The organism is Pseudoalteromonas sp. Ld19, assembly GCF_045064135.1.
GTDB lineage: Bacteria > Pseudomonadota > Gammaproteobacteria > Enterobacterales > Alteromonadaceae > Pseudoalteromonas > Pseudoalteromonas aliena.
Genome location: NZ_JBISHA010000024.1, coordinates 107,385 through 133,017, shown reverse-complemented (window position 1 = coordinate 133,017; position 25,633 = coordinate 107,385). Strand labels below are relative to the sequence as shown.

General features: G+C 39.2%; 22 protein-coding genes, 3 tRNA genes and 1 rRNA gene. 17 read left to right on the top strand and 9 right to left on the bottom strand.

Going from position 1 to position 25,633, the window contains the following annotated elements; genetic code table 11:
- Positions 1-57 precede the first annotated feature (57 nt).
- Positions 58-172, top strand: a 5S ribosomal RNA gene (gene rrf, locus ACJJVZ_RS19415).
- A 357-nt stretch (positions 173-529) separates the two neighbouring features.
- Here rrf and ACJJVZ_RS19410 read toward each other — a convergent pair.
- From ACJJVZ_RS19410 to uvrD, 3 genes are all read right to left on the bottom strand, one after another.
- A complete protein-coding gene (locus ACJJVZ_RS19410) occupies positions 530-1,378 on the bottom strand; it encodes a chemotaxis protein (protein ID WP_193155036.1) in 849 nt (282 codons plus the stop codon).
- 100 nt (positions 1,379-1,478) lie between these two features.
- Positions 1,479-3,551, bottom strand: coding sequence for a GNAT family N-acetyltransferase (locus ACJJVZ_RS19405; RefSeq protein WP_405602867.1), 2,073 nt, complete (start codon positions 3,549-3,551; stop codon positions 1,479-1,481).
- On the bottom strand, positions 3,529-5,694 hold the full coding sequence (uvrD, locus tag ACJJVZ_RS19400; RefSeq protein ID WP_405602865.1) for a DNA helicase II: 2,166 nt from the start codon (positions 5,692-5,694) through the stop codon (positions 3,529-3,531). The genes ACJJVZ_RS19405 and uvrD overlap by 23 nt, the downstream gene beginning before the upstream one ends.
- A gap of 303 nt (positions 5,695-5,997) precedes the next feature.
- Here uvrD and ACJJVZ_RS19395 point away from each other — a divergent pair, with 303 nt between their 5' ends.
- The 3 genes from ACJJVZ_RS19395 to ACJJVZ_RS19385 all read left to right on the top strand — a co-directional run bounded on the left by ACJJVZ_RS19395 (position 5,998) and on the right by ACJJVZ_RS19385 (position 7,433).
- A complete protein-coding gene (locus ACJJVZ_RS19395; protein ID WP_077536662.1) occupies positions 5,998-6,222 on the top strand; it encodes a hypothetical protein in 225 nt (74 codons plus the stop codon).
- 116 nt (positions 6,223-6,338) lie between these two features.
- Complete coding sequence (locus tag ACJJVZ_RS19390; RefSeq protein WP_024592461.1) at positions 6,339-6,707, top strand: YacL family protein; 369 nt, start codon at positions 6,339-6,341, stop codon at positions 6,705-6,707.
- Between the two features lie 102 nt (positions 6,708-6,809).
- Positions 6,810-7,433, top strand: a complete 624-nt coding sequence (locus ACJJVZ_RS19385) for a dUTP diphosphatase (protein ID WP_077536663.1) — start codon at positions 6,810-6,812, stop codon at positions 7,431-7,433.
- A gap of 15 nt (positions 7,434-7,448) precedes the next feature.
- Here the strand turns inward: ACJJVZ_RS19385 and yrfG are convergent, their stop codons facing one another.
- Positions 7,449-8,096: a GMP/IMP nucleotidase gene (gene yrfG / locus ACJJVZ_RS19380; protein ID WP_138586430.1), complete on the bottom strand. Its 648-nt coding sequence runs from the start codon at positions 8,094-8,096 to the stop codon at positions 7,449-7,451.
- A gap of 61 nt (positions 8,097-8,157) precedes the next feature.
- On the opposite strand from yrfG, the gene nudE reads away from it, so the two are divergent.
- The 7 genes from nudE to ACJJVZ_RS19345 all read left to right on the top strand — a co-directional run bounded on the left by nudE (position 8,158) and on the right by ACJJVZ_RS19345 (position 13,202).
- Positions 8,158-8,730 (top strand): ADP compounds hydrolase NudE, encoded by a 573-nt coding sequence (nudE, locus tag ACJJVZ_RS19375; RefSeq protein WP_405602859.1) that lies wholly within the window; start codon positions 8,158-8,160, stop codon positions 8,728-8,730.
- The gene (cysQ, locus tag ACJJVZ_RS19370) at positions 8,723-9,526 is read left to right on the top strand and encodes a 3'(2'),5'-bisphosphate nucleotidase CysQ (protein WP_138586428.1); all 804 of its coding nucleotides are present in this window, start codon (positions 8,723-8,725) and stop codon (positions 9,524-9,526) included. The genes nudE and cysQ overlap by 8 nt, the downstream gene beginning before the upstream one ends.
- Positions 9,527-9,662: 136 nt before the next feature.
- Positions 9,663-9,739 (top strand) — tRNA-Met (locus ACJJVZ_RS19365).
- A 77-nt stretch (positions 9,740-9,816) separates the two neighbouring features.
- Positions 9,817-9,893, top strand: a tRNA-Met gene (locus ACJJVZ_RS19360).
- Positions 9,894-10,033: 140 nt separating this feature from the next.
- Positions 10,034-10,110, top strand: a tRNA-Met gene (locus tag ACJJVZ_RS19355).
- Positions 10,111-11,041: 931 nt separating this feature from the next.
- A complete protein-coding gene (locus ACJJVZ_RS19350) occupies positions 11,042-11,656 on the top strand; it encodes a trimeric intracellular cation channel family protein (protein WP_405602856.1) in 615 nt (204 codons plus the stop codon).
- A 34-nt stretch (positions 11,657-11,690) separates the two neighbouring features.
- Positions 11,691-13,202: a YifB family Mg chelatase-like AAA ATPase gene (locus tag ACJJVZ_RS19345; protein WP_405602853.1), complete on the top strand. Its 1,512-nt coding sequence runs from the start codon at positions 11,691-11,693 to the stop codon at positions 13,200-13,202.
- Here ACJJVZ_RS19345 and ACJJVZ_RS19340 read toward each other — a convergent pair.
- Both ACJJVZ_RS19340 and ACJJVZ_RS19335 read right to left on the bottom strand, forming a co-directional pair.
- Positions 13,199-13,903 (bottom strand): response regulator transcription factor, encoded by a 705-nt coding sequence (locus ACJJVZ_RS19340; RefSeq protein ID WP_077536669.1) that lies wholly within the window; start codon positions 13,901-13,903, stop codon positions 13,199-13,201. The genes ACJJVZ_RS19345 and ACJJVZ_RS19340 overlap by 4 nt on opposite strands.
- Before the next feature lie 479 nt (positions 13,904-14,382).
- Positions 14,383-16,878, bottom strand: a complete 2,496-nt coding sequence (locus tag ACJJVZ_RS19335; RefSeq protein WP_405602851.1) for a prolyl oligopeptidase family serine peptidase — start codon at positions 16,876-16,878, stop codon at positions 14,383-14,385.
- 81 nt (positions 16,879-16,959) lie between these two features.
- On the opposite strand from ACJJVZ_RS19335, the gene ACJJVZ_RS19330 reads away from it, so the two are divergent.
- Positions 16,960-18,036 (top strand): hemolysin family protein, encoded by a 1,077-nt coding sequence (locus ACJJVZ_RS19330; protein ID WP_405602849.1) that lies wholly within the window; start codon positions 16,960-16,962, stop codon positions 18,034-18,036.
- Positions 18,037-18,106: 70 nt separating this feature from the next.
- Here the strand turns inward: ACJJVZ_RS19330 and ACJJVZ_RS19325 are convergent, their stop codons facing one another.
- On the bottom strand, positions 18,107-19,324 hold the full coding sequence (locus tag ACJJVZ_RS19325; RefSeq protein ID WP_405602847.1) for an EAL domain-containing protein: 1,218 nt from the start codon (positions 19,322-19,324) through the stop codon (positions 18,107-18,109).
- A 164-nt stretch (positions 19,325-19,488) separates the two neighbouring features.
- Here ACJJVZ_RS19325 and ACJJVZ_RS19320 point away from each other — a divergent pair, with 164 nt between their 5' ends.
- Both ACJJVZ_RS19320 and ACJJVZ_RS19315 read left to right on the top strand, forming a co-directional pair.
- Complete coding sequence (locus tag ACJJVZ_RS19320) at positions 19,489-20,505, top strand: metalloprotease (protein ID WP_405602844.1); 1,017 nt, start codon at positions 19,489-19,491, stop codon at positions 20,503-20,505.
- 162 nt (positions 20,506-20,667) lie between these two features.
- Positions 20,668-21,180, top strand: coding sequence for a hypothetical protein (locus ACJJVZ_RS19315; protein ID WP_405602843.1), 513 nt, complete (start codon positions 20,668-20,670; stop codon positions 21,178-21,180).
- A gap of 442 nt (positions 21,181-21,622) precedes the next feature.
- Here the strand turns inward: ACJJVZ_RS19315 and ACJJVZ_RS19310 are convergent, their stop codons facing one another.
- Positions 21,623-22,576: a chemotaxis protein CheV gene (locus ACJJVZ_RS19310; protein ID WP_193155024.1), complete on the bottom strand. Its 954-nt coding sequence runs from the start codon at positions 22,574-22,576 to the stop codon at positions 21,623-21,625.
- Between the two features lie 174 nt (positions 22,577-22,750).
- On the opposite strand from ACJJVZ_RS19310, the gene ACJJVZ_RS19305 reads away from it, so the two are divergent.
- Both ACJJVZ_RS19305 and ACJJVZ_RS19300 read left to right on the top strand, forming a co-directional pair.
- Positions 22,751-23,821: a potassium channel family protein gene (locus ACJJVZ_RS19305; protein ID WP_405602839.1), complete on the top strand. Its 1,071-nt coding sequence runs from the start codon at positions 22,751-22,753 to the stop codon at positions 23,819-23,821.
- Complete coding sequence (locus ACJJVZ_RS19300) at positions 23,818-24,015, top strand: PLDc N-terminal domain-containing protein (protein ID WP_182702895.1); 198 nt, start codon at positions 23,818-23,820, stop codon at positions 24,013-24,015. Before ACJJVZ_RS19305 ends, ACJJVZ_RS19300 begins: the two co-directional genes overlap by 4 nt.
- Positions 24,016-24,123: 108 nt before the next feature.
- Here the strand turns inward: ACJJVZ_RS19300 and ACJJVZ_RS19295 are convergent, their stop codons facing one another.
- On the bottom strand, positions 24,124-24,582 hold the full coding sequence (locus ACJJVZ_RS19295) for an EVE domain-containing protein (RefSeq protein WP_182702896.1): 459 nt from the start codon (positions 24,580-24,582) through the stop codon (positions 24,124-24,126).
- 77 nt (positions 24,583-24,659) lie between these two features.
- Here ACJJVZ_RS19295 and tesB point away from each other — a divergent pair, with 77 nt between their 5' ends.
- Positions 24,660-25,517, top strand: a complete 858-nt coding sequence (gene tesB / locus ACJJVZ_RS19290) for an acyl-CoA thioesterase II (RefSeq protein WP_077536676.1) — start codon at positions 24,660-24,662, stop codon at positions 25,515-25,517.
- Positions 25,518-25,633 lie beyond the last annotated feature (116 nt).

Genomic DNA, 25,633 nt, shown 5'->3' with positions numbered 1-25,633 from the left:
TGCGCAAAGAAAATGGGAGCACTACGTGCTTGTCATTAATTCTTTGCACCATATTTGCTTGGTGACAATAGCGTTTTGGACCCACCTGATCCCATGCCGAACTCAGTAGTGAAACGAAACAGCGCCGATGATAGTGTAGCATTTGCTATGTGAAAGTAGGACATTACCAGGCTTCAAATTAAAGAAACCCGTTACAGCAATGTGACGGGTTTTTTGCTATCTGGGATTTAGCTAATAGCCAAGAGCCCAAACCGAACTCAGTAGTGAAACAAAACAGCTCGAAGGCGAGCCCGCCCCGACGCAAAGATAGTACCCCATTTGCACTGTGGCTCTCCACCGCTGTGGGCACTACGACATTACACAGGCTTCAAATTGTAGAAAGCCCGAATCTGACGATTCGGGTTTTTTTACGTCTGCAGAAAAGTGAATTTAGACTCAGGACGCTAACTCTGTTCAATTACAGTCTACCCAACACGGTCAATAAGTGCCCTACTTTGGCATTTAAATTATAGAACTAAGTTTAAAGGTTTTAAAATAGTCCGTAGGCTTCAGTTTTTTCGCTTGCGTGCTCTTCTAATTGAGCAGGTTTAAATATGACGCTTGGATCAATTAATACACTGTGTTTTTCGGCGAGTTTGATTAGCCCACGCATCATATTTTTAGTTTGTGGATCTATATCAAAACCAATTTCAGTAAGCTTATCTAGTGGTTTTATGTCCTCTTTTTTATAGTCGATATTATCTTCGACCTTATCTACTAACAATCCAACATGCGGATTTAAACCGTCCTTAGTGGTAAAAATAATTATAGGTTTATAGTCTAGGGTTATCTGTTCTTTGGCTGACTCAAACAAGCGCTCGAGCTGAATGAGACTATTACGTTTAATTTTTTCAAGCAGGGCCGCTACTTGTTGATGATTTTTTTTGCTATGGGCTGTTATGGCTTCTTTTACTATCTCCAACAGTGTTTGAAAGGGCTCATCAAATCGAGACATGGTTAATTTTAAGTCTTCATTGTCGGTGTTAAATTCTTTGTAAAATAGAACAAAATCTTGCAGTTCTGTATCATTTTTTGAAAATGAAATCGAGCTGTTTAATAGGTTACATTCAAGCGTGTTAAACCAGTTTATTTGTTTTTCTTGCCATGCTCTTAGCTGCTTTAGTATTTGTGCATTACTTTGTTCAGTTGAGATATCATTCAAAATAATACCTAGGTCAAACACAGGGGTGGGTATATCCATATAATCTTTAACACCAATAAAGCTTTTATTATTGTTTGGTAAAGTTGTTAGGTTATTGTCAAAGCGCTCTGTTAATAAAATATCGAGTATTTTAAGTGAAATTGTTTTACAGCCCACTTTAAAGTTTATTAATTCCATGCCTTTGTCTTAATTTACCTATTAATACTTTAAGGATAGAACAAATTGTATAAATAGCTTTAGGATGGATAAGATTTAATAGAGATAAGGTGACTAGGGGTTATTTTAAGGCACTAGTGAAGTTTTTTACGGCACGTCTAAATTGATTTTCAAGCTGCTTTTTTCCTAATAAACCTAACTGTTGAATCACTTTTTCATCGTTTTCGTTTTGAAGTACTAACTTTATTAAAAGTTGTTTATCAGGCCCTGTTAATTGAGATATACAAGAAGGAGACTGGCTTACTACCTGCCAAAGAGTCGCAGAGATACTAAATTGAGTATAATTACTTTTAATGAGTAATGCCAATCGTGCGCGAGTTTCGAGATTTATTAACTCATCGCTAAAACCTTCAATTAAAATACTCACAAGTTGCCAGCCTAGCGTTTTGAAGTGTGCTAAAAGTCCATAAAAAAAATCGTTTTTAAACTGCTTTTTTAACGGTTGGATAATTTCGATATTATTACTTAAGCATTTAACGACAAGTGCTGAATGTTCAGCGGTGCTTTTATCACGTTGGTAACCCAGCTTTACAGTATTAAAGCCTTGGTTTTGCCAAAAGTTAAGCAATTGTGCTGTTGTACCAAAGCTTGCACCAAACCAATGGCATTGGTCTTTTAGTTGTGACTCACAATAGCTAAGTAACTTTTTACCGAGTCCAATATTGTGTAAGCTTGGATCAATTGCTATTCGGACAACGCGAGCACTCAGCTGTGTTAAACAGTCACTATTAAAACTAAGTTGTGCGAGTGTTTGCGCCATCAAATGCCCTTGCGGACGGCGCTCTGCATTTATAACCTGTTGAGCAAGCTCTTCACTTAAGCCACCTTCTATTGCAATTAAGCATACACCAACTAATTGACTTTTAATTTGGCTAATAAATAGTCGTTGCGATGGCGCGTCTAGTAGTTGACGCAAATCGTTTACACTACTTTGATAATGGGCCAAGGCGAGTAGAGCAATAATGTTTTGTAGCAAAGGCTCATTATTTACAAGAGATTGTTGAGTAATTTCACGATGGACTAGCGGCCCTGATTGATCACCACCTAACTCTTCATATTGTGCATCGAGTGCAAATAAGGTGCGAGTATGTTGTTCAAGAGGATCGTATTTAGCAAAGCGTAATGGCTCATCAAGTATTATCACTTTAGAGGCTTTATAATGCGTTTTAACATAGTTACTAAAGCGAATAGTATAACCTCTGCCATTGCCTTCATATCCAACCAGAGTGCTAGCAAAGACTATACGAGGGTAATGCGCTAGCATTTTTAGCAATAACGGAACAGGGATTGCTGCAGCCTCATCAACGAGTAATAAATCACATTCAGGTAACATATTTAATAAGGCGTCAGGAGCAACATAGTGCAAATTGCCGAGTTGTTTATCTTCGATGTTGTATTGCAGGTCTAACTCTGCAGCTAAATGTTTAAAGCAGCTGTGCGTAGCTTTAAACTGAGTGCTACAAATAATTACCTTTTTATCAGTTAGTTTTGCCGTTGCTAAACCAAGTGCTGCCGACTTACCTCTGCCTCTATCAGCATTAATAAGTAAAGGTCTGTTGGCACGACCGTTAGCTACTTTTACTATTTGTTCAACGCAGTTTTGCTGTGGTTGATAATCAATTTTATTATGAGCTAAATAGCTGGCGTTATGATTAATACAGCCGCTTTTTTCACTAAAATGAAAAGCGGGTAGTTGTTTAATAATAGTCGCGAAACGTTGATTAAATAAACTACAGTCGATGGTGTGACCATGTGATTGCACTGTGCTTAGAGCTGGGTCTTGCCAAGTAGCTAAGTTATTTAATTCGGGCAGTAATAAATAGAGTATACCGCCTGCTTTAACGGCGCCGGCAAGTGCTGCAAGCTTATCTGGGTGCAAACCACTAAAACCATCGTAAACTGCATGAGCAAATTCTTGCCCTAAAATTTGATGAGTACGGGTAGGCCAATATGAATTTTTAAGCACGCATTGCTTTGATATAACAAGCGTATTGTTATCATCTATTAATGAGTCAAGTAATTCATAACACCAAGCTGAGCTGCCAGTAATTAACACTAGCTGACGATGATGTGCGTCAGCTAGTTGTTGTTCTAGCTCATTTAGATGTGTTTTATACTGCTTGTAAGCGTGCATAGGCCGTTACTAACCATTTACTGCCAAGGTCGTCAAAGTTAACTTGTACGCGAGATTGCGCGCCACTGCCTTCGTAATTAAGCACTGTACCTATGCCAAATTTAGCATGCAGTACGCGTTGCCCTAAGCTAAAGCCACTGTCTTCAAATGCGGCATGGCTAACTGATGCGCTAAAGCGCCCCGCAGCAGGCGGGCGAGAAACCTGTGTTTTAATACGGATTTCTTCAACACAATCTTCAGGTATTTCGCGTAAAAAGCGTGATGGGCTATGGTATTTTTCTTGTCCGTATAAACGGCGACTCTCAGCATGGCTAATATATAACTTATCCATTGCACGAGTCATACCTACATAACAAAGGCGGCGCTCTTCTTCTAAACGACCCGACTCTTCGTTGCTTTGCTGAGAAGGAAACATGCCTTCTTCTACGCCCACCATAAACACGAGTGGGAATTCTAAACCTTTAGCTGAGTGAAGCGTCATCATTTGTACTGCGTCTTCGTGCTCTTCTGCTTGCCCTTCACCTGACTCAAGTGATGTATGGGCTAAAAAGCCTTGTAAAGGTGAGCTATATTCTTCGTCTTCAGGAAGTTCATACTGATCACATGCACTAATTAGCTCTTCTAAGTTTTCTACGCGAGCACGGCCTTTTTCACCTTTTTCTGCTTGGTACATTGCCATCAAGCCTGAGGTTTGAATTGTGTACTTAGCTTGCTCATGTAAAGTTAGATCGCTAATTTTATCTTCTATTTGTTCAACGAGCTCTACAAATTTACTTACTGCACCAGAAGCACGGCCAGATAAATGCTGTTGTTCTACAATTGCTTTTGCGGCATACCAAAGCGGTAACGATTCTGCTCGTGCACAGTCGCGTATATGGCTCAATGTTTTGTCGCCAATACCGCGTGCTGGCGTATTAATTACGCGCTCAAATGCGGCATCGTCTTGACGATTACCTACTAGGCGTAAGTACGACAGCGCATCTTTAATTTCTTGGCGCTCAAAGAATCGCATGCCCCCATAAATACGGTATTTTAAGCCTTCCTGAAGCATAGCTTCTTCGAGTACGCGTGATTGCGCGTTACTTCTGTATAAAATTGCCGCATCTTGAAGGGCATTACCCGCATTTAGCCAACTTCGTAATTTACTGCTTACAAAGCGTGCTTCGTCTAACTCATTAAATGCTGCATAAATAGAGATTGGCTCGCCATCGTTACCGTCGGTCCATAAGCTTTTACCCATACGCTCTGAGTTATTTTGAATTAATGCGTTAGACGCTTTCAAAATAGTCGCGGTTGAACGGTAGTTTTGTTCAAGACGAATGGTTTCTGCGCTAAAGTCAGTTAAAAAACGCTTAATATTTTCGATTTTAGCACCGCGCCAACCGTAAATACTTTGGTCATCGTCGCCTACAATCATGATGCTATTTGTATCGCCAGCAAGTAACTTTAACCATGCATATTGAATGGTATTTGTATCTTGGAATTCGTCTACGAGCATATGTGCAAAGCGCTGCTGGTAATGACGCAGTAACGTTGGGTTATTTTTTAACACTTCGTAGCTACGTAGTAATATTTCAGCAAAATCAACTAAGCCAGCTCTATCACAGGCTTCTTGGTAGGCGGCATAAACACGCAGCATCATTTGCTCGTTAATATCGTATGCTTGAATATCTTTAGGGCGAAGTGCTTCATCTTTTTTGGCGCTTATGTACCAGCCAAATTGTTTAGCAGGCCACTTTTTATCATCAATATTCATCGATTTTAATAAGCGCTTGATCATCCGAAGTTGATCGTCAGAGTCTAAAATTTGAAAGGCTTCAGGTAAATTAGCTTCACGGTGATGAGCACGTAAAATACGATGAGACAAACCATGGAACGTACCAATCCACATACCACCTACAGGGGCTTTTAGTGTTTCTTCAACGCGGCTGCGCATCTCTTTAGCTGCTTTATTAGTAAAGGTAACTGCAAAAATACTGTAAGCAGAGGCTTGCTCAACTTGCATAAGCCACGCAATACGATGAACTAATACTCGTGTTTTACCAGACCCAGCACCTGCTAATACCAGCATGTTTTGTAGTGGGGCTGCAACGGCATCGCGTTGTTTGTCATTTAAGCCATCGAGTAATTGTGAAACGTCCATCGTTACGCCTTTTTAATCAATATTGTGGGCAGTATAGCAGGTGTTTTTGTTAGGCTAAATAAAATACTGTTTTTATAAACAGCTATTTATAAAATAGCCTTAAAAACGAGTAACTTGCTAATTTTTTGAACAAACAAAAAAGCGTAAATGCACAATAAAAACTGCTAATTTGACCTAAAGTTAGCAAAATTTACTAACTCTCTAAATCTAGGGTGATTTAACTATTTGATTTGTAAGCTTTAATAAATTGGCATAGAGTGTGTAAGTAAATAATTATAAAATCAAATAAATACAGAGGTTAGTATGGCAGATCAAGGTTCTGGCGGTAACGTAATCGCAGCATTATGTAATATATTTTTTCCTGGTTTAGGGCAGTTAGTGCAAGGGCGTATTTTAGCGGCTATATTTTTTGCACTTGCTATTGTAATAAGTTACGCACTAATTTATGTACTTATAGGTTTTGTACTTGTTCCTATTATTTACTTATGGTCGATTATTGACGCCGCGCGTTATAGATCGCGAAGTTAACGGTTTTAAAGTTGAGTAAAATAGCGCCCATGTGACGCTATTTTACTTTATATGTCCTGTGGTTTGCGGGCGTTTACGTATATAATTACGCAATTAAAGATTTACAGGCAAACCCTATGGAATATCAATTTATTCGCGACCCTATTAGTGGGCTACGTATTAAAATAAGCAGTGAACACGCTATTATTGGTCGCTGGCTAAACGAAGAAATAGGCAAAGACAAAGTAGCTATGGTGCAAGCACTCATTGCATCGGTGAGTTCAAGCTATGAGCCGCTAACGCTAAAAGGCCAAGAAATCGATTTAATCTTAACGAAAGACGAAGCATTATTTGAAGCCCATGCGCTTCATCAAGACAGCGAAGACCTAATAGCGTATCAAGATGACGATTTAGCGCTTGAAGAAAATGGTTTAAGTAGTGGTTGTGGCTTTGAAGATTTTATTGATTTAATTGACTCATGGCATGAGTTTACTACCTCAAGATAAAAACCCGCACACTAATGAAAATATACACCAATGCACAATCCGCATTTTATCTGTATTATTACACCAACAAAAATTACGCCAACCAAAACGACAGGAATTGATATGTCTGCCAATTTAAACAAGCTAGTAGTGATGCTAGAAATGCAAAACGCCATGAACACTAAAGTACATGAGCAATGGTTTACTCAAGGATTTGAATGGTACCGCGCTATTTGGGTTGAGTGTGCTGAAATGCTAGATCATCATGGTTGGAAATGGTGGAAAAAACAAACACCAGATACTGAGCAAGTTATTTTAGAGTTGGTTGATATTTTCCATTTTGGTTTGTCGCTTAGAATTGACGGCAAAACTAGCTACGAAGACTTAGCAAAGCAACTTGAAGCTGAGCTTAGTAATGCCCAACAAGCTGATGATTTTAAACAAACGCTAGAAATATTAGCGGCGTCTGCTGTTGCAGATAAAACGTTTAATGCCGCTGCATTTGCCGGTTGTATGGCGCAGATGGATATGGATGTTGATGATTTATATCGAGGCTACGTAGGTAAAAATACGTTAAACTTCTTCCGCCAAGATCACGGTTACAAAGACGGTAGCTATATTAAAGAATGGAATGGCCAAGAAGATAACGAACATTTAGTCGAAGTAGTTAAAAGCCTTGATACAGAACATGCTGATTTTGCAAAGTTAGTATATCAAGGACTAGAAGCGCGTTACCCAAAAATCTAACCCACGTAAACTGCGTTAAATAATCTTACGATAGTCGGTAACACTTAAGTAATCGGCTATTTCGTTATGTGGTTGTTGGCTATCAGGGTTAGCAACTGCAAGTAAGTGCTCAATGCCGTATTCTCGTGCGGCATTTAAAACCGGCACACTGTCATCTACAAACAAAGTGCGCTGCTTATTAAACCCTAAGTCTTTTTGTACTTGGTGCCACAAACTTTGTTGCTCTTTACTTACTCCATATTCATGAGTAGAGACTACGCCATCTAGATAGTTATCAATTGCGGTATGCTCAAATTTAAGCATGACACTCTCAGGGTGGGCGTTGGTAAGTAAAATTAACTCTTTGCCTGCTTTTTTAAGCTCAGTTAAAAAATGAGGTACGTCTTCGCGCATTTTAATTAAATGCTGAGACTCTCGTTTAAGCTCCATTATAGGTAAGCTTAATTGCTCTTCCCAGTAATCTAAACAATACCACTGTATTTGACCACTCACAGCTTGATAGCGTTTTAAAATATCAGCTTTAGCTGCATCTAGGCTAATGCCTCTCGCTAATGCGTGCTGCGCAGGGATAACGTTAAGCCAAAAATGACTGTCGTAATGTAAATCGAGTAATGTTCCATCCATATCGAGTAAAACGGTATCGATTTTTGACCAATTTAACATAGGAATTTCAACTTATAAGGTTTATTATTGAACTAACTGCCATGATAGCAAATTAACGCCAATGACACATAAAAAGCACCCAATACCACCACAAATCCTTAGTAATAATGTGGTCGCTAAAAGTCGACTATTTACTGTGGAATCTTTAGAACTCAAATTTTCTAATAACGAAGAGCGCCAGTATGAGCGAATTCGCGGCGGTGGCCGGGGAGCAGTAATGATTGTTCCGTTAAGTGCAGACAACGAATTACTACTTGTACGTGAATACTGTGCGGGCACAAACGATTACCAGTTAGGTTTTCCTAAAGGCTTAATCGATCCGGGCGAAACCCCAGAGCAAGCTGCTAACAGAGAGCTTAAAGAAGAAATTGGCTTTGGTGCTGAGTATTTTAAATCATTAAGAACAGTCACAATGGCGCCGAGTTACTTTAATGCCACTATGCATATTTTATTTGCTAAGCAATTATACCCACAAACCCTTATTGGTGATGAGCCAGAGGCACTTGTTGTTGTTAAGTGGCCATTAACTCAGTGGCAGTTATTATTAGAGCAAGAAGATTTTACCGAAGCACGCAGTGTTGCAGCTTTGCTATTATTAGATAAATATTTAGCGTTTGGAGCTGCCGATGAATAAATTAATCGAACCGTGTATTGAATTAGCTGAGCGCGCTGGCGATGCAATTATGGCCATTTATAAAAAAGGCGATATTGGTCAACAAGAAAAGTCAGATAACACGCCAGTTACTAAAGCTGATTTAGCAGCAAACGATGTTCTAGTTGCTGGATTAAAAGCACTTGCGCCCGATATTCCCATTATGTCGGAGGAAACACCTATACCAGCACTGGCTGACAGACAAGACTGGCAGCGTTATTGGTTGCTCGATCCGATGGATGGAACAGGTGAGTTTATTTTAGAAAGTGGTGATTTTGCGGTAAATATTGCACTGATTGAGAATAATCACCCAGTGTTGGGTGTTATTCATTGGCCTGCCAAAGGGATTACTTATTTTGCGACTGCTAAAAATGGTGCCTTTAAACGTGAAAACTCAGTTGATAAGCAAATATCTGTAGCACCACCAGAGAGTTTAACGCTTGCAGTGAGTCGCCGCCAAAAGATAGAAGCAGTGAGTCAGTATTTAAATAGTCAATTTACAACGATTGCTGTTGGTTCTTGTTCTTTAAAAGCTTGTATCGTTGCAGAAGGTAAGGCTGACTGTTTTTTAAGAATTGGCCCAACGGGTGAGTGGGATACAGGTGCTTCGCAAGTTATTGTTGAAGAGGCGGGTGGTTGCATTACCGATGCAGAATTTAACCCTTTAACATACAACCAACGCGAGAGTACTGAAAACCCTGATTTTATAGTAATGGGTCATCCTGATTGGGAATGGCAAAAAATGATAAATCCACACCAAAGATTGAGCGTAGAATAGCACTTTGATTGCTTTTTGTTCACTTGAACAACATTAAGTAGTTTAGGTCTTGCATTATATGTTTATTCCTATATAGTAGCGCTCTCTTCAAGGCAGGCTCGTAAATATCACGAAAATGTTTTAAAGAAATTACAGGCGCGGGATGGAGCAGTCTGGTAGCTCGTCGGGCTCATAACCCGAAGGTCGTCGGTTCAAATCCGGCTCCCGCAACCAATTTTTAACGTTGGTTACTGTAATAACTCTAACTTAAGAGGTTAAATAAAGTAGTCGATAGACTTAAAATATACAGGCGCGGGATGGAGCAGTCTGGTAGCTCGTCGGGCTCATAACCCGAAGGTCGTCGGTTCAAATCCGGCTCCCGCAACCAATTTTCTATAAAGATTTAGTGCAGTAGGTAGCTTAAAAGGTCGTCAGTTCACTTTCCACCTTCACAGCTCTCGCAATAAATTTTTAATTGGAAGCCAAGTTGTAATGTAGGCAACTTTAAACAAGCATACAAATTTCAGGCGCGGGATGGAGCAGTCTGGTAGCTCGTCGGGCTCATAACCCGAAGGTCGTCGGTTCAAATCCGGCTCCCGCAACCACTGAAATTAAATATCTAAAAAATTAAAACAAAATCGCACTCTATATTGAGTGATTTTTTGCGTCTGGAGTTTAATAAATTCTTATAATGATTAAACTCACCGTTACTGCGTAAAATACTCCGCATAAGCAATCGAAGGTCGTCGGTTCGCTTTTTACAAACTCAGGCTCCCGCAACCACTGAAATTAAAGATCTAAAAAATTAAAACCAAATCGCACTCTTTATTGAGTGATTTTTTGCGTCTGGAGTTTAATAAATTCTTATAAATTTAAACCCACTGTTACTGTGCTAAACATTTTTGCACAAGTAAGAGAAGGTCGTCGGTTCGCTTTTTACAAACTCAGGCTCCCGCAACCACTGAAATTAAATATCTAAAAAATTAAAACAAAATCGCATTCTTTATTGAGTGATTTTTTGCGTCTGGAGTTTAATAAATTCTTATAATGATTAAACTCCCCGTTACTGCGTAAAATACTCTGCATAAGCAATCGAAGTTCGTCGGTTCGCTTTTTGCAAACTCAGGCTCCCGCAACCACTGAAATTAAATATCTAAAAAATTAAAACAAAATCGCACTCTTTATTGAGTGATTTTTTTGCGTCTGGAGTTTAATAAATTCTTATAATGATTAAACTCACCGTTACTGCGTAAAATACTCTGCATAAGCAATCGAAGGTCGTCGGTTCGCTTTTTACAAACTCAGGCTCCCGCAACCACTGAAATTAAATATCCAAATATCCAAATATCTAAAAAGTTAAAACAAAATCGCACTCTATATTGAGTGATTTTTTGCGTCTGGAGTTTGGCTAAATAGGTTATACTCTCCTTTCTTTAATGACTTCCTTCTCATGCCTGTAACATTCAACAAATAACTTATTTTTGAAAAAGAGTGTTTTATGTTAAAACGGTTAAAAGATTTTAAGTAATAATACACATGACAGAACTTTATCACTGGTTTGACTTAATAGGCGTAGCAGTGTTTGCTGTGTCGGGCACTTTATTAGCGTACGAGAAAAAAATGGATGGCTTTGGTGTCGTCGTTTTAGCGACTGTTACCGCAATTGGCGGTGGTACAGTGCGTGATCTGATTTTAGATGTTCCTGTCTTTTGGTTACATGATCAAAGCTATTTTTTTGCCATACTGGCTTCAGTATTTGTCACTACACGTCTTCTAAATAAGCAAAAGCCAATACCTCATTATATTTTGCAAACAGCAGATGCTTTTGGTTTAGCTTTTTTTGCGGTAATGGGGGCTCAAAAAGCGCAACTTGCTGGTATGCCAGATATGACAGCGGTGATTATGGGTATAATTACAGGTTGCTTTGGTGGTTTAATTCGAGATGTACTCGCGCGCGAAATTCCTATGCTATTAAAAGGCGAGCTTTATGCCATTACCTGTATCGCGGGTGGTAGTGTTTATACGCTTTGTATTAGTTTTTCGTTAGTGACTGAGGTAGCGATGATATTAGGCATGTTAATGACCTTATTGCTTCGTTTTGCTGCTATAAAATGGAAAATCACATTACACGTTTTTAAATATCCTGACTAAACTGGTGTAATCACACCATTTACTAGGATAAGGAATGTCGCTAGCTCGTATATTTTCTCGTGCTCAGGTGGGGATCAGTGCTCCAGAAGTTATTGTAGAAGTCCACCTAGGAAATGGTTTACCCGCTTTTCACATCGTAGGCCTGCCCGAAGCCTCTGTTAAAGAGTCAAAAGACAGAGTGCGTAGTGCACTCGAAAATTCGCAATTTGGGTTTCCCGATCAACGCATAACTGTAAATTTAGCGCCCGCCGACTTACCTAAAGATGGCGGGCGGTTTGATCTGGCTATCGCGGTGGGAATATTAGTCGCTTCAGGGCAAATAGTGTGTCCTGACATTCATAAGTATGAGTTTTACGGGGAGCTTGCTCTTAATGGCGAGATACGTGGTGTAAATGCTATTTTGCCTTCGGTACTTGCCGCTAAAGAGCAAGACCGTTGCTGCTTTTTACCTTTTGCAAATGATAGCTTAGCAAGTTTGGTTAACGGCGTTAAACGCAAAGCCGTTAGCTCGATTCAAGAAGTATGGGGAGACTTACTGAATCAACAGCCATTACCACTAAATATAGAGTACCCAGATTGTACGCAAGCGCCAGACTTTTTACTTGATTTAAGCGATGTTAAAGGCCAACCTGGTGCAAAGCGAGTGCTCGAAATAGCCGCAGCTGGTGGGCATAATTTATTGTTTTTAGGTCCGCCAGGAACAGGAAAATCAATGCTCGCTCAACGAATGGCAACCATAATGCCGACAATGTCGGATGATGAAGCTATTTCAACGGCTGCGCTTTACTCTATTATTGGTCAATCAATTGATTTAACTAATTGGCGACAAAGGCCGTTTCGTAACCCACATCATACGTGCTCAGCGGTTGCTTTGGTTGGTGGATCTTCAAACCCCAAGCCTGGTGAGATTTCATTGGCACATAATGGGGTGCTCTTTTTAGACGAATTACCAGAGTTTGAACGTAAGGTGCTTGATTCACTGCGTGAGCCAATGGAAACCGGTACGGTTACTATTTCGCGTGCTGCAAGGAAAATGGAGTTTCCTGCGCAATTTCAGCTTATTACAGCGTTAAACCCAAGCCCAACAGGAAGTCATACTGATAAACGTGCTACGCCCGATCAAGTTATGCGTTATTTATCAAGAGTATCAGGGCCTTTTATTGATCGAATTGATTTACAAATTGAATTGCCTCGATTAACGAGTGTTGAACTACAAAGTACTCAACCGGAGGAAAGTAGTGCACAAGTTAGAGCAAGGGTTGAGGCTGCCTATTATGTGCAGTTGAAACGCCAAGGCAAGGTGAACGCGAGGCTTAACAATAAAGAAATGAGTGTGCATTGTGATCTGGCGTCTGCAGAATTACAGTTTTTAGCCAGAGCGAGTGAAAAGTTGTCGTTATCACCACGCTCTTACCACCGAGTAATTAAAGTGGCGCGTACTATTAGTGATTTAAAAGGCGCTGAGAATATTAGTTTAAATGAACTTAAAGAGGCACTTAACTATCGTGCATTTGAGCGTCTCATTGCACAATTAACCAAGTATTAAATAGAGAGCATGTAACCTTTCCCGCGTACGGTAACAATCCGTTTTTGATCTTTTTCGTCGTTTAACTTTTTACGCAAACGGCCAATAAGTACATCAACAGTACGATCGTTAGGGCTCCAATCGGGTTGACCTATTTCTTCTGATATTTTTTCACGAGACGTCGCTTTACCCGCATTACTAATTAGGCAAATAAGTACTTTATGCTCTGCTTCGGTTAAACGCGACTCAACGCCAGTTACAGTAATTAATGTACGATTATCGGGATGAAGTTTAAAGTCGGCATATTCTATAAACTCTTCGCTCTCGTCATGTTGTTGGTTAACTGCAATGCGCTTATGCAGTGCACGTACACGTAGTTCTAACTCAAGTAAATCTACCGGCTTGCAAATATAGTCATCAGCACCTTGGGCAAGACCTGCAATACGATCAGCTTGAGAATCTCTGCTCGATAATACAATAACGCCAATATCAGTAAGGGTGTTTAATTCTTTTGCGAGCTGTAGTCCGTCGCGCTTAGGTAAGACAATATCAATTATAGCTAATGAGATAGCACTGCGCAGGTTGACTCGCTGCTTTACAACGCGAAGAGCATCAGCGCCAGTTGAGTCTACTTCTATTGTAAACTCGGTATCTGCAAAGTGATTTTGGATGCGTTTAACGAGCAGTTCATCGTCTTCAACCAATAAAACATTAATAGCCATAGTACTTTATTTTGAATGCTTATAGTTCTGTATGGTAGCACCATTAGGTAAATGCTGAGAAGGGGTGGTTGTTAGTTTTAGGTAACTTAATATTTCAAAAAAATATAAGGTGTCATGAATAGGTGGTATTAGGGCGTGTTGACCTTTGTGGATTGAAATTTGTTCAATCTAGGGGCGATTTAATCGCGGCGTGAGGTTTGTAACCTAGTGGGCTAAGTAAAAACCGAGCAACAAAGAGTAAATTGCCCCTAGGCAGAACCCTTCGGGCAGCGCATGTTTGGCATTTATGCTGCGTTATCGCCTATTTATGGGGAATAACCACACTGCATAGGCTCTGCCTTGCCTAAACACCAAACAGTCTGCTGCAAAATCAATCACGAAAGGTCAACACGCCCTAGCACCTTTAAAGTAATTAAAAGGTGCTAAGTAGTTAATGATTGGGTAGTAAACCTATATTAAACGACTATTTCAAAATGCTTTTAGTCATTTGAGTACATTGAATCCCACCATTGTGGTTCGTCTTTTAGCTTTTTATCAAAGTACGCGAGCATGGTATCCCACCAGTTAAATCGTTTATCGCGCGCAAAAATTTGGTGGTCAGCGCCTTTGTATTCTATTAACTCTACGTCTTTATTAAGTAATTTAAGCGCAGTATACATGGTTAAGCTTTCGCCAACGGGCACATTGGTATCGCTATCGCCATGAAGAAGTAACAGAGGGGTAGTTACTTTATCAGCATGAAATACAGGGCTATGTTGGCTATAAAGTTCAGAGTTATTCCACGGAAAGCTATTTTTAGATGCTTCACCTGAATATAAATAGCCCCACCAACCTTCGCCCCAATATGAAGTGAGGTTAGAAATACCTGCATGGGCAATTGAGGCACTAAATATATCGGTTTTAGTGGCTAGTAGCATAGTCATAAAGCCGCCGTATGAAGCCCCTAAGTTACCTACTTTTTTATTATCAACGAAGTCGTACTTTTTCAAAAAGGCCCGAGTGCCTGTTATTATATCGTCAGCAGTGTAGTCGCCCCATGCGTTAACATGTTGCGCCGAAAATTTCTGTCCAAACCCTGTGGCTCCAGTTGGTTGCACTACATAAACAACGTAGCCGTTTTCTGCCCATAAGTTAAACGGGTAACGACCGGTAAAGCCACGAGTTACAGGCGAAGTACCACCATAGTAATAAACTAAAGCTGGATACTTTTTAGTTTTATCTAAGTTGCTAGGAATATAAACACGACCAGTTATTTCAACGCCGTTTTTATTTTTAAAATTAAACTCTTCTAATGTAGGAATGCGCGTATGTGCATAAGCACTCGGCTGTGAGTCCCACATTAACTGTGTTTTATTTTTACTTATATTGAGGCGTTTTAATTGCTGTGGCGCTGAGGCATTAGTGCCGCTTAATAGAACTTCGGTATTACGGTCGTGTGAATAACTAAATTTCTCAACAATATCTAATCCAGTACTTAGCTTTTTAAAGCGCTGTTTACTTAAATCGAATAGGTAAAGTGGTTGTGTGTCTCGCTCAGTCACTTTAACAAGTGCGTCGCCATTTTCTAAAACTTCAAGTTGACCAATAGCGGGGTCAAATTGTTTACTGAGGGCTTTTACGTTTTCACCATTATTGGTTAGTAGATAAAGTTGACCGTCATAGTTATTAGCAAGCATTGTTTTTGGCAATGCTCTGCCTGTACCATTTTTGAAATCGGGGCCTGCCACTACATAAATGTCTTTATTGGCGTACTTAGCTAAGTCAAAAGTTTTAAACTTACCTAGCGATAAAAGCTTACTTGATTTTAAATCCAGCTCGACCAGCTCAGTTTCTGGATGAGTTGATGCCTGCATTGCCACTACAGAGCGGCTCATTAGTATTTTACCGCGACTGCTGTTTAAATCTTCAAGGTTATGGGTAAGAGGGCCTTGGCTAAGCGCTTTTGTTAAGCCACTTTTGGTATCAAATATGTAAATTTGGCTAGTGGTGCGGGCATATGACCAACGGTCTTGCAGACCTTTATAATGCTTAGTTAAGCTATCAGTACTTTCGGGGGATTTAGACCAACTAAAAAGAAGGCTACTGTCGTTGTAAAAGGTAAAACCACTGGCGCCTTCGAAATCGGTAGCTAATGTTTTTATTGATAAATTTTTACGATTAAGTTGTTTTAATTCACCGTTGAGCAAATACACCAAAAACTGGTTGTCAGGGCTCCAGATTATATTACTTGGTTGACCTGCTTCAAATCGATATAGCGTGTGGTCGTCTGCATCTTTAAGTACAGTAACGGTATTCGCTTGGTTTTGTGTAACATCGTTATATGTTCTTGTTGTGGTGACGTATTGCTTAGCATTAGGTGCTAATGATAATTGGTTGATGATAGGGGCATCAAATAGTTGTTTTGCAGATAAACGTTTTGATTGTGAAGTGCTAAGCGTGATTTTATCGATGTCGGCTTTAGGTTCAAAATCGAGTGCCACGTCATGCCAATTAGCAACTTGTTGCGCGACTATAATTACTGTGTGAGTTGTGTTGCTTAAAGCTAGTTTATAGCTGTTCTTATCGCCTTTTTGCAGCTTACCATTGATAAATAGTTGGCCTTGCTGAATCCCTTTTAAGGTGAGCGTGCCTTGTGTGAAACGTGTTGTTTCAATATTGAACTTTAGCGCTTGCAACCCACCAAGTGTAAGCGCATTTATCTTATCAAATGGCTGCCAGCTCTGCTTTTTTCCGAAAATAGATAAACTCTCTGAACTTGCTTGTAATCGTGGTAATAGGTTATTGATAATGGCGGTGCCATGAGGTGTTTGAAAAGGCTTTAATTGCATGTCTTCGGCCAATGGACCGATAAACTGAATTTTTGACTTGTCTAATGGTGCAGCTATTGCTGCAAAGCTTAAGCTGGCGAATGTTAAAAAGGTAGCAGCGTGTTTAAATAGCTTATTTTGAGTGTACCAAGATGCGCTAAACTTCATTATTGAGCCTATTATTAGTAATTTGGCTAAATATAACATGTATTGTTACTATGCTTACATACCTGAAATTAAGGAGAGAAAGTGACTTTACTGATAGTTTATATGGTCGTGGCGATAGTTATTTCGTTTTTATGTTCTGTGATGGAGGCGGTGCTGTTAAGTATTTCGCCTAGCTACGTTGCATCACTTAAAAAAGAACATCCTGAGTTTTCCAAGCAGCTTGAAGCACTCAAAAGTAATATAGATGAGCCTTTAGCGGCTATTTTAACTTTAAATACAGTCGCGCATACCGCCGGTGCCGCTGGGGTAGGCGCGCAAGCCGCAGTGGTCTTTTCAGATGCAGCTGTCGGGATAGCATCAGCTATTATGACTTTATTAGTGCTGGTACTTTCTGAAATCATTCCCAAAACCTTAGGTGCGAATTACTGGCGGGTATTAACGCCAAGTGTCACTTATGCGCTGCGCTTTTTAGTTATTTTGCTTAAACCATTTGTATGGTGTGCACAAAAACTCACTAATTTAATGAGACCTGCACATAATGAAGCGTATTATATTCGTCAAGAAATAGAAGCAATGGCAGATATAGGTACTGAGTCAGGAGCGCTTCATGAAGATGAGTCTGAAATAATTCGTAATTTACTGCATTTTAGGCATGCAAAATTATGTGACTTAATGACACCTCGAACTGTGCTTTTTAAAGTTCATAAAGATTTGACAGTGAATCAATACTTGAACAATTACGGTTCGTCGTCATTTTCTCGAATTTTGGTATTTGATAAAGATAGCGACGATATTGTTGGGTTTGTGCATAAAAACGATATTATGCTGGCGTTTCATCGATTAGGCACTGACTACAAAATAAGTAAATTAGTTAAACCTATTTATACCGTGCCCAGCTCTCATAATGTGTCGTCATTACTGCAAACGCTTTTAACCAAGCGTACCCACATATGTTTAGTCGTTGATGAATACGGAGATGTGCTAGGTATTGTAACGTTAGAGGATTTGATAGAGGCTCTTATGGGCTTAGAAATTGTAGATGAGCGAGATCAATCTACAAATATGCGTGCAGTAGCAAAGCAACGATGGCGTAAGCGCTTAGCTAACAGTGCGCATATAGTAAGCGAAACAGATAAAGCCCCCGAAAAAGACCATTAAGGCCTGTTTATCTTTCGAGGTTAAATGCCAAGTATGCGCAGCCTTGGGGTGTCATTTATTCAGCCGATATTTATTTTTTGATTAAACTATTGGCTGTTTTGATCCAGTTTTTAGCCCAGCGTACAAATTCATTTTTGGGCTTAGGGTGACTGAATAAAAAACCTTGAACGGCTAAGTTTTTTCTATGGTGTTTCAAATAAATGAGCTCTTCTGGTCGCTCGACACCTTCAGCGACTAAATCCAAATGTTCTTCGCTTGTTATATTAATTAAGGAAGTAACGACCACTTGAGAGAATAAGTCGGTATCTATGTGGCTAATAAGTGAGCGGTCTATTTTTATTTCAGTAAAAGGAAGGCTTTTAAGCTGATTCATATTTGTAAAGCCCACACCAAAATCATCCAAGGACAGACCAAAGCCATGCATTCTTAATCTATTTAAAGTTTCTAATTGTGCAAGACTGGAAAGTGCATGTTGTTCAGTTATTTCAATAATAATATCGCTGGGCGTCAGTTTATTATTTGCTAATATTAGTAATAGCTTATTTGGGCAATCTAAGTCATCAAGCTGAATGGATGATAAATTAAATGCGAGCTTAAAACCTTGGCAAAGTTCTACTTTCATACTGTTAAAATCGCTGGTGGCTTTTTCGAAAAGAGAAAATGAAATCTGGTTAATTAAATTATGTTGCTCAGCTACATTAATAAAACGATCTGGTGAAATAACACGACTGTCCTTATTAGAAACAATACGGGCAAGCACCTCTACACTTTCTATTTTATTACTATAAGCATTTACTTTAGGTTGGTAAAAAGGAACTATTTCATCATTATTTAATGCGCCGATAAGCTCCTCTTTTGAAATTGCAGATTCTTTAATTAAAGTGTGGCAATGAAATTGTGCGGCTTTTGTTAATAAAGTGCCCACTTGAGATAGTTGAATAGGTTTGGTTATATTTCCGATAAGGTGAGTATTATGTTGCTTGGCAATATTTGCAGCTAAGTTAATTACTTTATGCGCCATTTCAGAAATAATAATAATAGCGCCGTGGTAATTTAATGCCCCTAAGTGCCGCATCAGCTCCATACCATCCATTTCAGGCATGTTAAGATCAGTAAAAATGACGTCAAAATAATTTATATCAGCTTTGACCCTATCAAGAGCTTCTGTCGCACTTAGGCATGTAGTTATGGTTTCTGACATGCCTAGTTCGTTGAGTATAGCCTCCATGACAATCAAAATAGCCTTTGAGTCGTCAACAACTAGAATATTGGGCACCATTTTGTTCACTGTAATCCCTTTCATTGTGTAACGTATGATTACTATAAAAGTAGTCGTGTTGTTTACTTTTGTCAGTATTAAAACGCTATAATTAAAAATAATGATTAAGTATGCTACTCGTGTTTTATAAGCGAGAAGGTATACTAGGTACATTGTTTTAAACGGTTTTAATTATGATAAGAATAGACCTCACTTTAGCCGAGCAACCATTTTCACTTATGGTAGCAGGGCAAAAAATAGTGCAAGTTTTCCATGCTCAACAAGCCATCACCTTTGACAACCCACGTGAAAATTATTATCAGTTTACTCACGATAATAAAGTAATAGGTATTGATACCGGCACGGTCGAAGAGCACAGTATTTCGCTGTTTGTGGGTGATCAATTTGCTACACAACTAGCATTGCCGGTATCGACAAACGGTGCGCCTAAAAAAGGCTTTTTAGGGTTAGCAGCATTAGGCTTTAAGCTTTTTAAAAGCGCTAAAGTAATTAAAGCCGTGCTTGCGGGGGCTTCGGTTGCAGGCTATGCGTGGTTATTTAGTATTGAATTTGCACTCATGCTTATTGCGTGCCTGGTTGTGCACGAATATGGCCATGTGCGAGCTATGAAATATTTTGGGATAAAAACCAAAGGTATTTATTTAATCCCATTTGTTGGTGGGCTGGCCGTAAGTGACGATAAAATAACGACTCGTTGGCAAGATGTAGTTATATCGCTAATGGGGCCTGCGTTTGGTTTAATTACCTCTGTGCTGGGTGTGGTTTTGTATTACGCCACCGAAATGGAAATATTTGCAGGTGTGGCGGTTCTCAGTGCGTTATTAAATTTGTTTAATTTATTACCCATTTTACCGCTTGATGGCGGGCATGTATTAAAAAGTATTAGTTTTTCAATGCGTTCATGGATTGGTTTAAGTGTATGTTTACTCGGTGTACTATTTGGTTTATGGCTGAGCTACACATTTGGCTTAATGTTACTGGTATTCTTTTTGTTTGTTGGTGCGCTGGAGATTATATTTGAATGGCGAGGTCGTCACTATTCGCATTTAATGCCATTGGATAAATATGGCCAAGTTTTTTCGGCTGCAATGTATGCAGTTGTAGTTGCTGGTCATATCGCTGTAATGATGCATTTTGCGGATTCAGAAAACCCTATATTGAGTCTGCCGATGACTATTTTATCGAGTTGATTGTAACGATTAATAGTAATAATGCTCGTTCATGTTCTATTTAGGGGGCGGCAAACACCACTGCGTTTTAGTGCGACTGTAAATAATGCGTAATAGGCATTGAAAAACATATCCAATAATAACAAGGAGCCCTATATTACAATAGTGATATAGGGGACTTTCATGACACAATTTCATTTTATCCTTAAAAAAACTAAGTACCTCTTTGCTGTTGTTGTTTTGATGGCTTTTACTGTGTGGTTGTGGGGGGACGTCTTAAATCCAGAGGAAGGAGCTAATAGTTTTCGCCAAGGTAGTTTACTTAATGAACCGACCACCTTATTTTGGTTGTCTACAGCCACTTCAATTTTTTTCATTTTTACGTGCTTTTATATGTTGGTGTTAATGGAATCAAAGCTAACATTAGATATAGAAAAATGCAGCGTTTCGGTCAGTTACTATTTACTTCCTCAAAAGACAATTTATTTTGAATCACTTAACAACCTAGCTGTTTTTCAAGAGGAGGAAACCCCAGCTGAGTTTGGTTTATATTGCGCAAAGCAAAGTGAATACTATAAACCAATATATGATAGCCGAGGTTTATTTTGGACGCTTTCGCAGCAGCAAACAGAAGAGTTTATACAGTTAGTTAAAAAGCATCAATTGGATCAAAGGAAATTTCCATGGCACGATTAATACAATCTATGTGACCAGTGCTGTGCGTTTATTTAACTAGGGCGTGTTGACCTTTCGTGATTAATTTTGCAGATGTATGGATTCCCCCTCATTAACGAGAGTAATGTATAAAGGTGAATTGCAAGCAAAACTTCTCCCAAATAAGGAATCTACACATAGCGCGTGTCAAATATAATTACCATCGATTTAATCAGGTGCGACAACAAGATAGAATTGAAAACTGCGGTAATCATTTTTTGTGGGCTGAAGGTGTTACGACAGATGTAATTACAAAGGTGAGTAAAGTAACAAAAATAAATGGGTCAGGCAGATAACGTTTCACCAAGGTAGTGAGTGGCTTGGCAACTTTTTTGAGCAAATGTTGTATTTCTATTATGTGTCTAAAATGCCAATTAATCACAAAAGCGCTAAATTGGCAAATAGACTAAAATCTTCAGTATGGCTATTCGGTGCTGTTATTAAGCACTTCTTTTAGGCGATTTTGTACTTCATTAACAAGCAAATCAGGTTGGAATTTAGATAAAAATGCATTACAACCAACTTTTTCTACCATAGCCTCGTTAAAGCTACCGCTTAAAGATGTGTTAAGAACCACATAAAGATTTTTAAGCCTGCCATCGTTACGTATTTCATGGGTTAAGCGATAGCCGTCCATAGAAGGCATTTCGGCATCTGTAATTACCATTAAGAGCTCTTTTTCGACATCTCGCCCTTCATCAGCCCAGTCTCTAAGCATGTTAAGAGCTTCTAAGCCATTACTTGCAGGAATAATCTCAATGCCCAGTTGTGACAGCGTATCGCTTACTTGTTTACGTGCAGTGGGTGAGTCATCGGCGTGAAGTATTTTACGTCCCGCAAACTCATTGACGATGCCTTGATCGAGTACCCCATCAGAAATATCCACCTCATATTCAACTATTTCTGCTAGTACTTTTTCTACATCAATGATCTCAACGAGATGTTCTTGATCATCACGTTTGATTTTAGTGAGCGCTGTTAAGTAATGATTTTTACCAACAGAGCTAGGCGGTGGCATAATATCTGACCATGTCATATTGACGATTTGATCAACTTTGCCAATCAAAAAGCCTTGTACGCTTCTATTGTATTCTGTAATAACTAAGTTACAGTCTTCGGCGTATTTCACTGCGGACATAGAAATAGCCTGCCGTAAATCGATTACAGGAATAGATTCACCTCTAATATTCGCAACTCCAGTTATTTTGGAGTGAGAATGGGGAATTTTGCTTAAATGTGGCAGCTTCACCACTTCTTTTATTTTAAACACATTGAGTGCAAATAAGTGGCGGCTATGTAAATAAAACAATAACAACTCTAAGCGGTTTTCACCAACCAACTGAGTACGTTGATCAACCGAAGCTAAAACACCAACCATAATGAACTTATCTAATCTAATTATTACATAACTATAGCTTACTATTTTTTAACTACATAGCTTAGGGTTTGTTTATCTTTCGAGGTTAAATTTGCAGCTAGTTGTTGCTATGGTGGTATAATTTACAGTACCGTACTACAAAGTGATTTTACTAATCTATTAGCAATTAAAACTATGCATCATACTTTTAAACGTTTCATCGTGTTATTACGCAGCCATATAGAGCAAGTAAGTTGGCAATCTATAGCTATTGTTATTTCTTTGCATATTATTATTACATGGTGTTTATTGGTGCTAGCAAATGAAGAGACCTTGATACCTCCAAGCACTTTTATTTACTATTACGTAATAACAACATCAACGGTAGGTTATGGTGATTTTAGTCCAACTACTGAGCTTGGTCGTTGGGTGGTCGCGTTAATACAAATTCCATTTGGTTTGGCTTTATTTGGTGTTCTGTTGGGAAAAGCAGGACAAACTGTTACTTACTTAATTAGGCGCGCTATGACTGGTGATAAAAGTTTTGCCCACAGTACTAATCACATAATTATTTTTGGTTGGCACGATACCCGTACAAAAAAAATGATTGATTATATTCTGGCCGATACTAAACGAACCGATCGTCGAATTCTACTTGCGGTCACAGAGCAGATGGATCATCCATTTTTAGCAAATGATAGTGTGGATTTTGTACGTTTAACGAGTTTTACTAATTTATCTGAGTTAGAGCGTGTGGCTATTAATCGTGCCGATAAGGTTATTATTGATGGCCAAGATGACGATCAAACATTTACTACTGCACTGCGTATAAGCCGTTTAGTTAAAGATGATTGCCATATAAGCGCGCACTTTTTAGATGAAACTAAAATAGATATGCTACTAGAGCATTGTCAAAATATAGAATGCTCTAGCGCTAAATCAGCAGAAATACTTGTGCGTTCAATGCAAGATCCTGGCTCTAGTCGAGTACAAGAAGAACTACTGTCTACACTTCACGGTGATACGCAATTTAGCTTAGCAATACCAAAAGACAGCAAAGAAATGGAATTTGGTACTTTGTTTCATCATTTTAAGCTTGAGCATGATGCTATATTATTAGGCGTGGCGCACAACTTGAGTGCACAAAATATGGATTTAAATCCACCGCTTGATTATAAAATAAATGCCGGCGATATTTTGCATTACATAGCTGTCGAACGCGTGCTAAATAACGAAGTAAACTGGGAAAGCTTAGTAAAAGAATGAATGAAGTTGTATTTTTAATTATTGTATTGAGCGCCTACATTTTACCTGTAGTGATAGTGCTTAATAACAAACGAACTCAAGGCCATGAAAAAAACGGCTGGCTATTTGGGATCATTATTTTCTCGTGGTTAGGGTTATTTTTATATTTCTTAATTGTTCCAAAGCATGGGCACAAAAAGAAGAAGAAAAAATAATACAATGGCGCTCTTTTAGAGCGCCATTGTATTTATAGCATTAATTTGTGACCCATAGTAACTTGCTTGGAGTAAGCTGCTGCGCGTCTCAGTAATAACTGCAGAGCGCTACTTCGCCATTTTAATAATTTCATCCCAGTCATTTTCACTAACAGGCATTACAGACAAGCGACCACCTTTTTTAAGTGCTATTTCAGTAATATTATTATTCGCTTTAATGTCTTTGAGACTAACTAATTTTTTTAGGTGGCCTTGGTAAGTAACTTCAACAACAACCCAGCGTGGCTTCTTGCTGGTGGCTTTAGCGTCGTAATAATCACTACTTAAATCAAATTGAGTTGGATCTGGGTAAGCTTCTTTTGTAACTGTAGCAATACCCACTACGCCAACTTGTTTACAGCTTGAATGATAAATCATCGCCAAGTCGCCTATTTTAACGCCATCACGCATAAAGTTTCGCGCTTGGTAATTACGTACGCCTTCCCAAAGAGTGGTTTGTTTTGGTGCGTTTTTTAAATCATCTAATGAAAACGCATCGGGTTCGGTTTTAAAAAGCCAGTAAGCCATAGCAGTACCCCTAACAAATATTTACATAGTTCTAGTCTATAGTATCATTAACTTATCTGGGGATTGAGGAAGAAGTAATGAGCCAAGTATTAGATGATTTATTGTCGCTGTTAACACTTGAAGAAATAGAGCAGGGTTTATACCGCGGACAAAGTCAGGATTTAGGCTTTGGTGCTGTGTTTGGTGGTCAAGTTATGGGGCAAGCCCTCTCTGCAGCCAAAGAAACATTACCTGAAGGGCGTATTGTTCATTCCCTCCACTCTTACTTTTTACGTCCAGGCGATCCAGCTAAACCCATTGTTTATGATGTAGAAACTATTCGCGATGGAAAAAGTTTTAGTACTCGTCGTGTAAAAGCAATTCAATATGGTAAACCGATTTTTTATATGACCGCGTCATTTCAAGGTAAAGAAGATGGTCTATCGCATCAAGCAACTATGCCTGATGTACCTGAACCTGAGGAGCTGCGGTCGTCGTTAGAGTTTTATCAAGAGCATGCGTCACATATTCCAGAAGCGATTCGCAATAAGTTTATTCGTGAAATGCCAATTGAAATGCGACCTGTCACCTTTCATAACCCGTTCAAGCCTGAAGCAATGGAGCCTGTTAAGCATATTTGGTTTAAAGCTAATGGTGATATGCCAGATGACCAACGCATTCATAATTATTTGTTAGCTTATGCGTCCGACTTTGAGTTTTTACCAACAGCATTACAACCTCATGGCGTATCGTTTATGCAACCAAACATGCAAGTAGCGACTATCGATCATGCAATGTGGTTTCATCGTCCATTCAGAATGGATGACTGGATTTTATATTCAATAGATAGTCCAATCGCTAGTTCAGGCAGAGGATTGGTGAGAGGGCAGTTTTTTGACCGCCTGGGCAACTTAATTGCCTCAACAATGCAAGAAGGGGTTATGCGCCAACGCTAGGGCGTGTTGACCTTTGTAGATTGAAATTTGTTCAATCTAGGGGCGATTTAATCGCGGCGCGAGGTTTGTAATTGAGTGGGCTCGGTAACTGCTCCTGCGTTACTCTAATGGCTTAC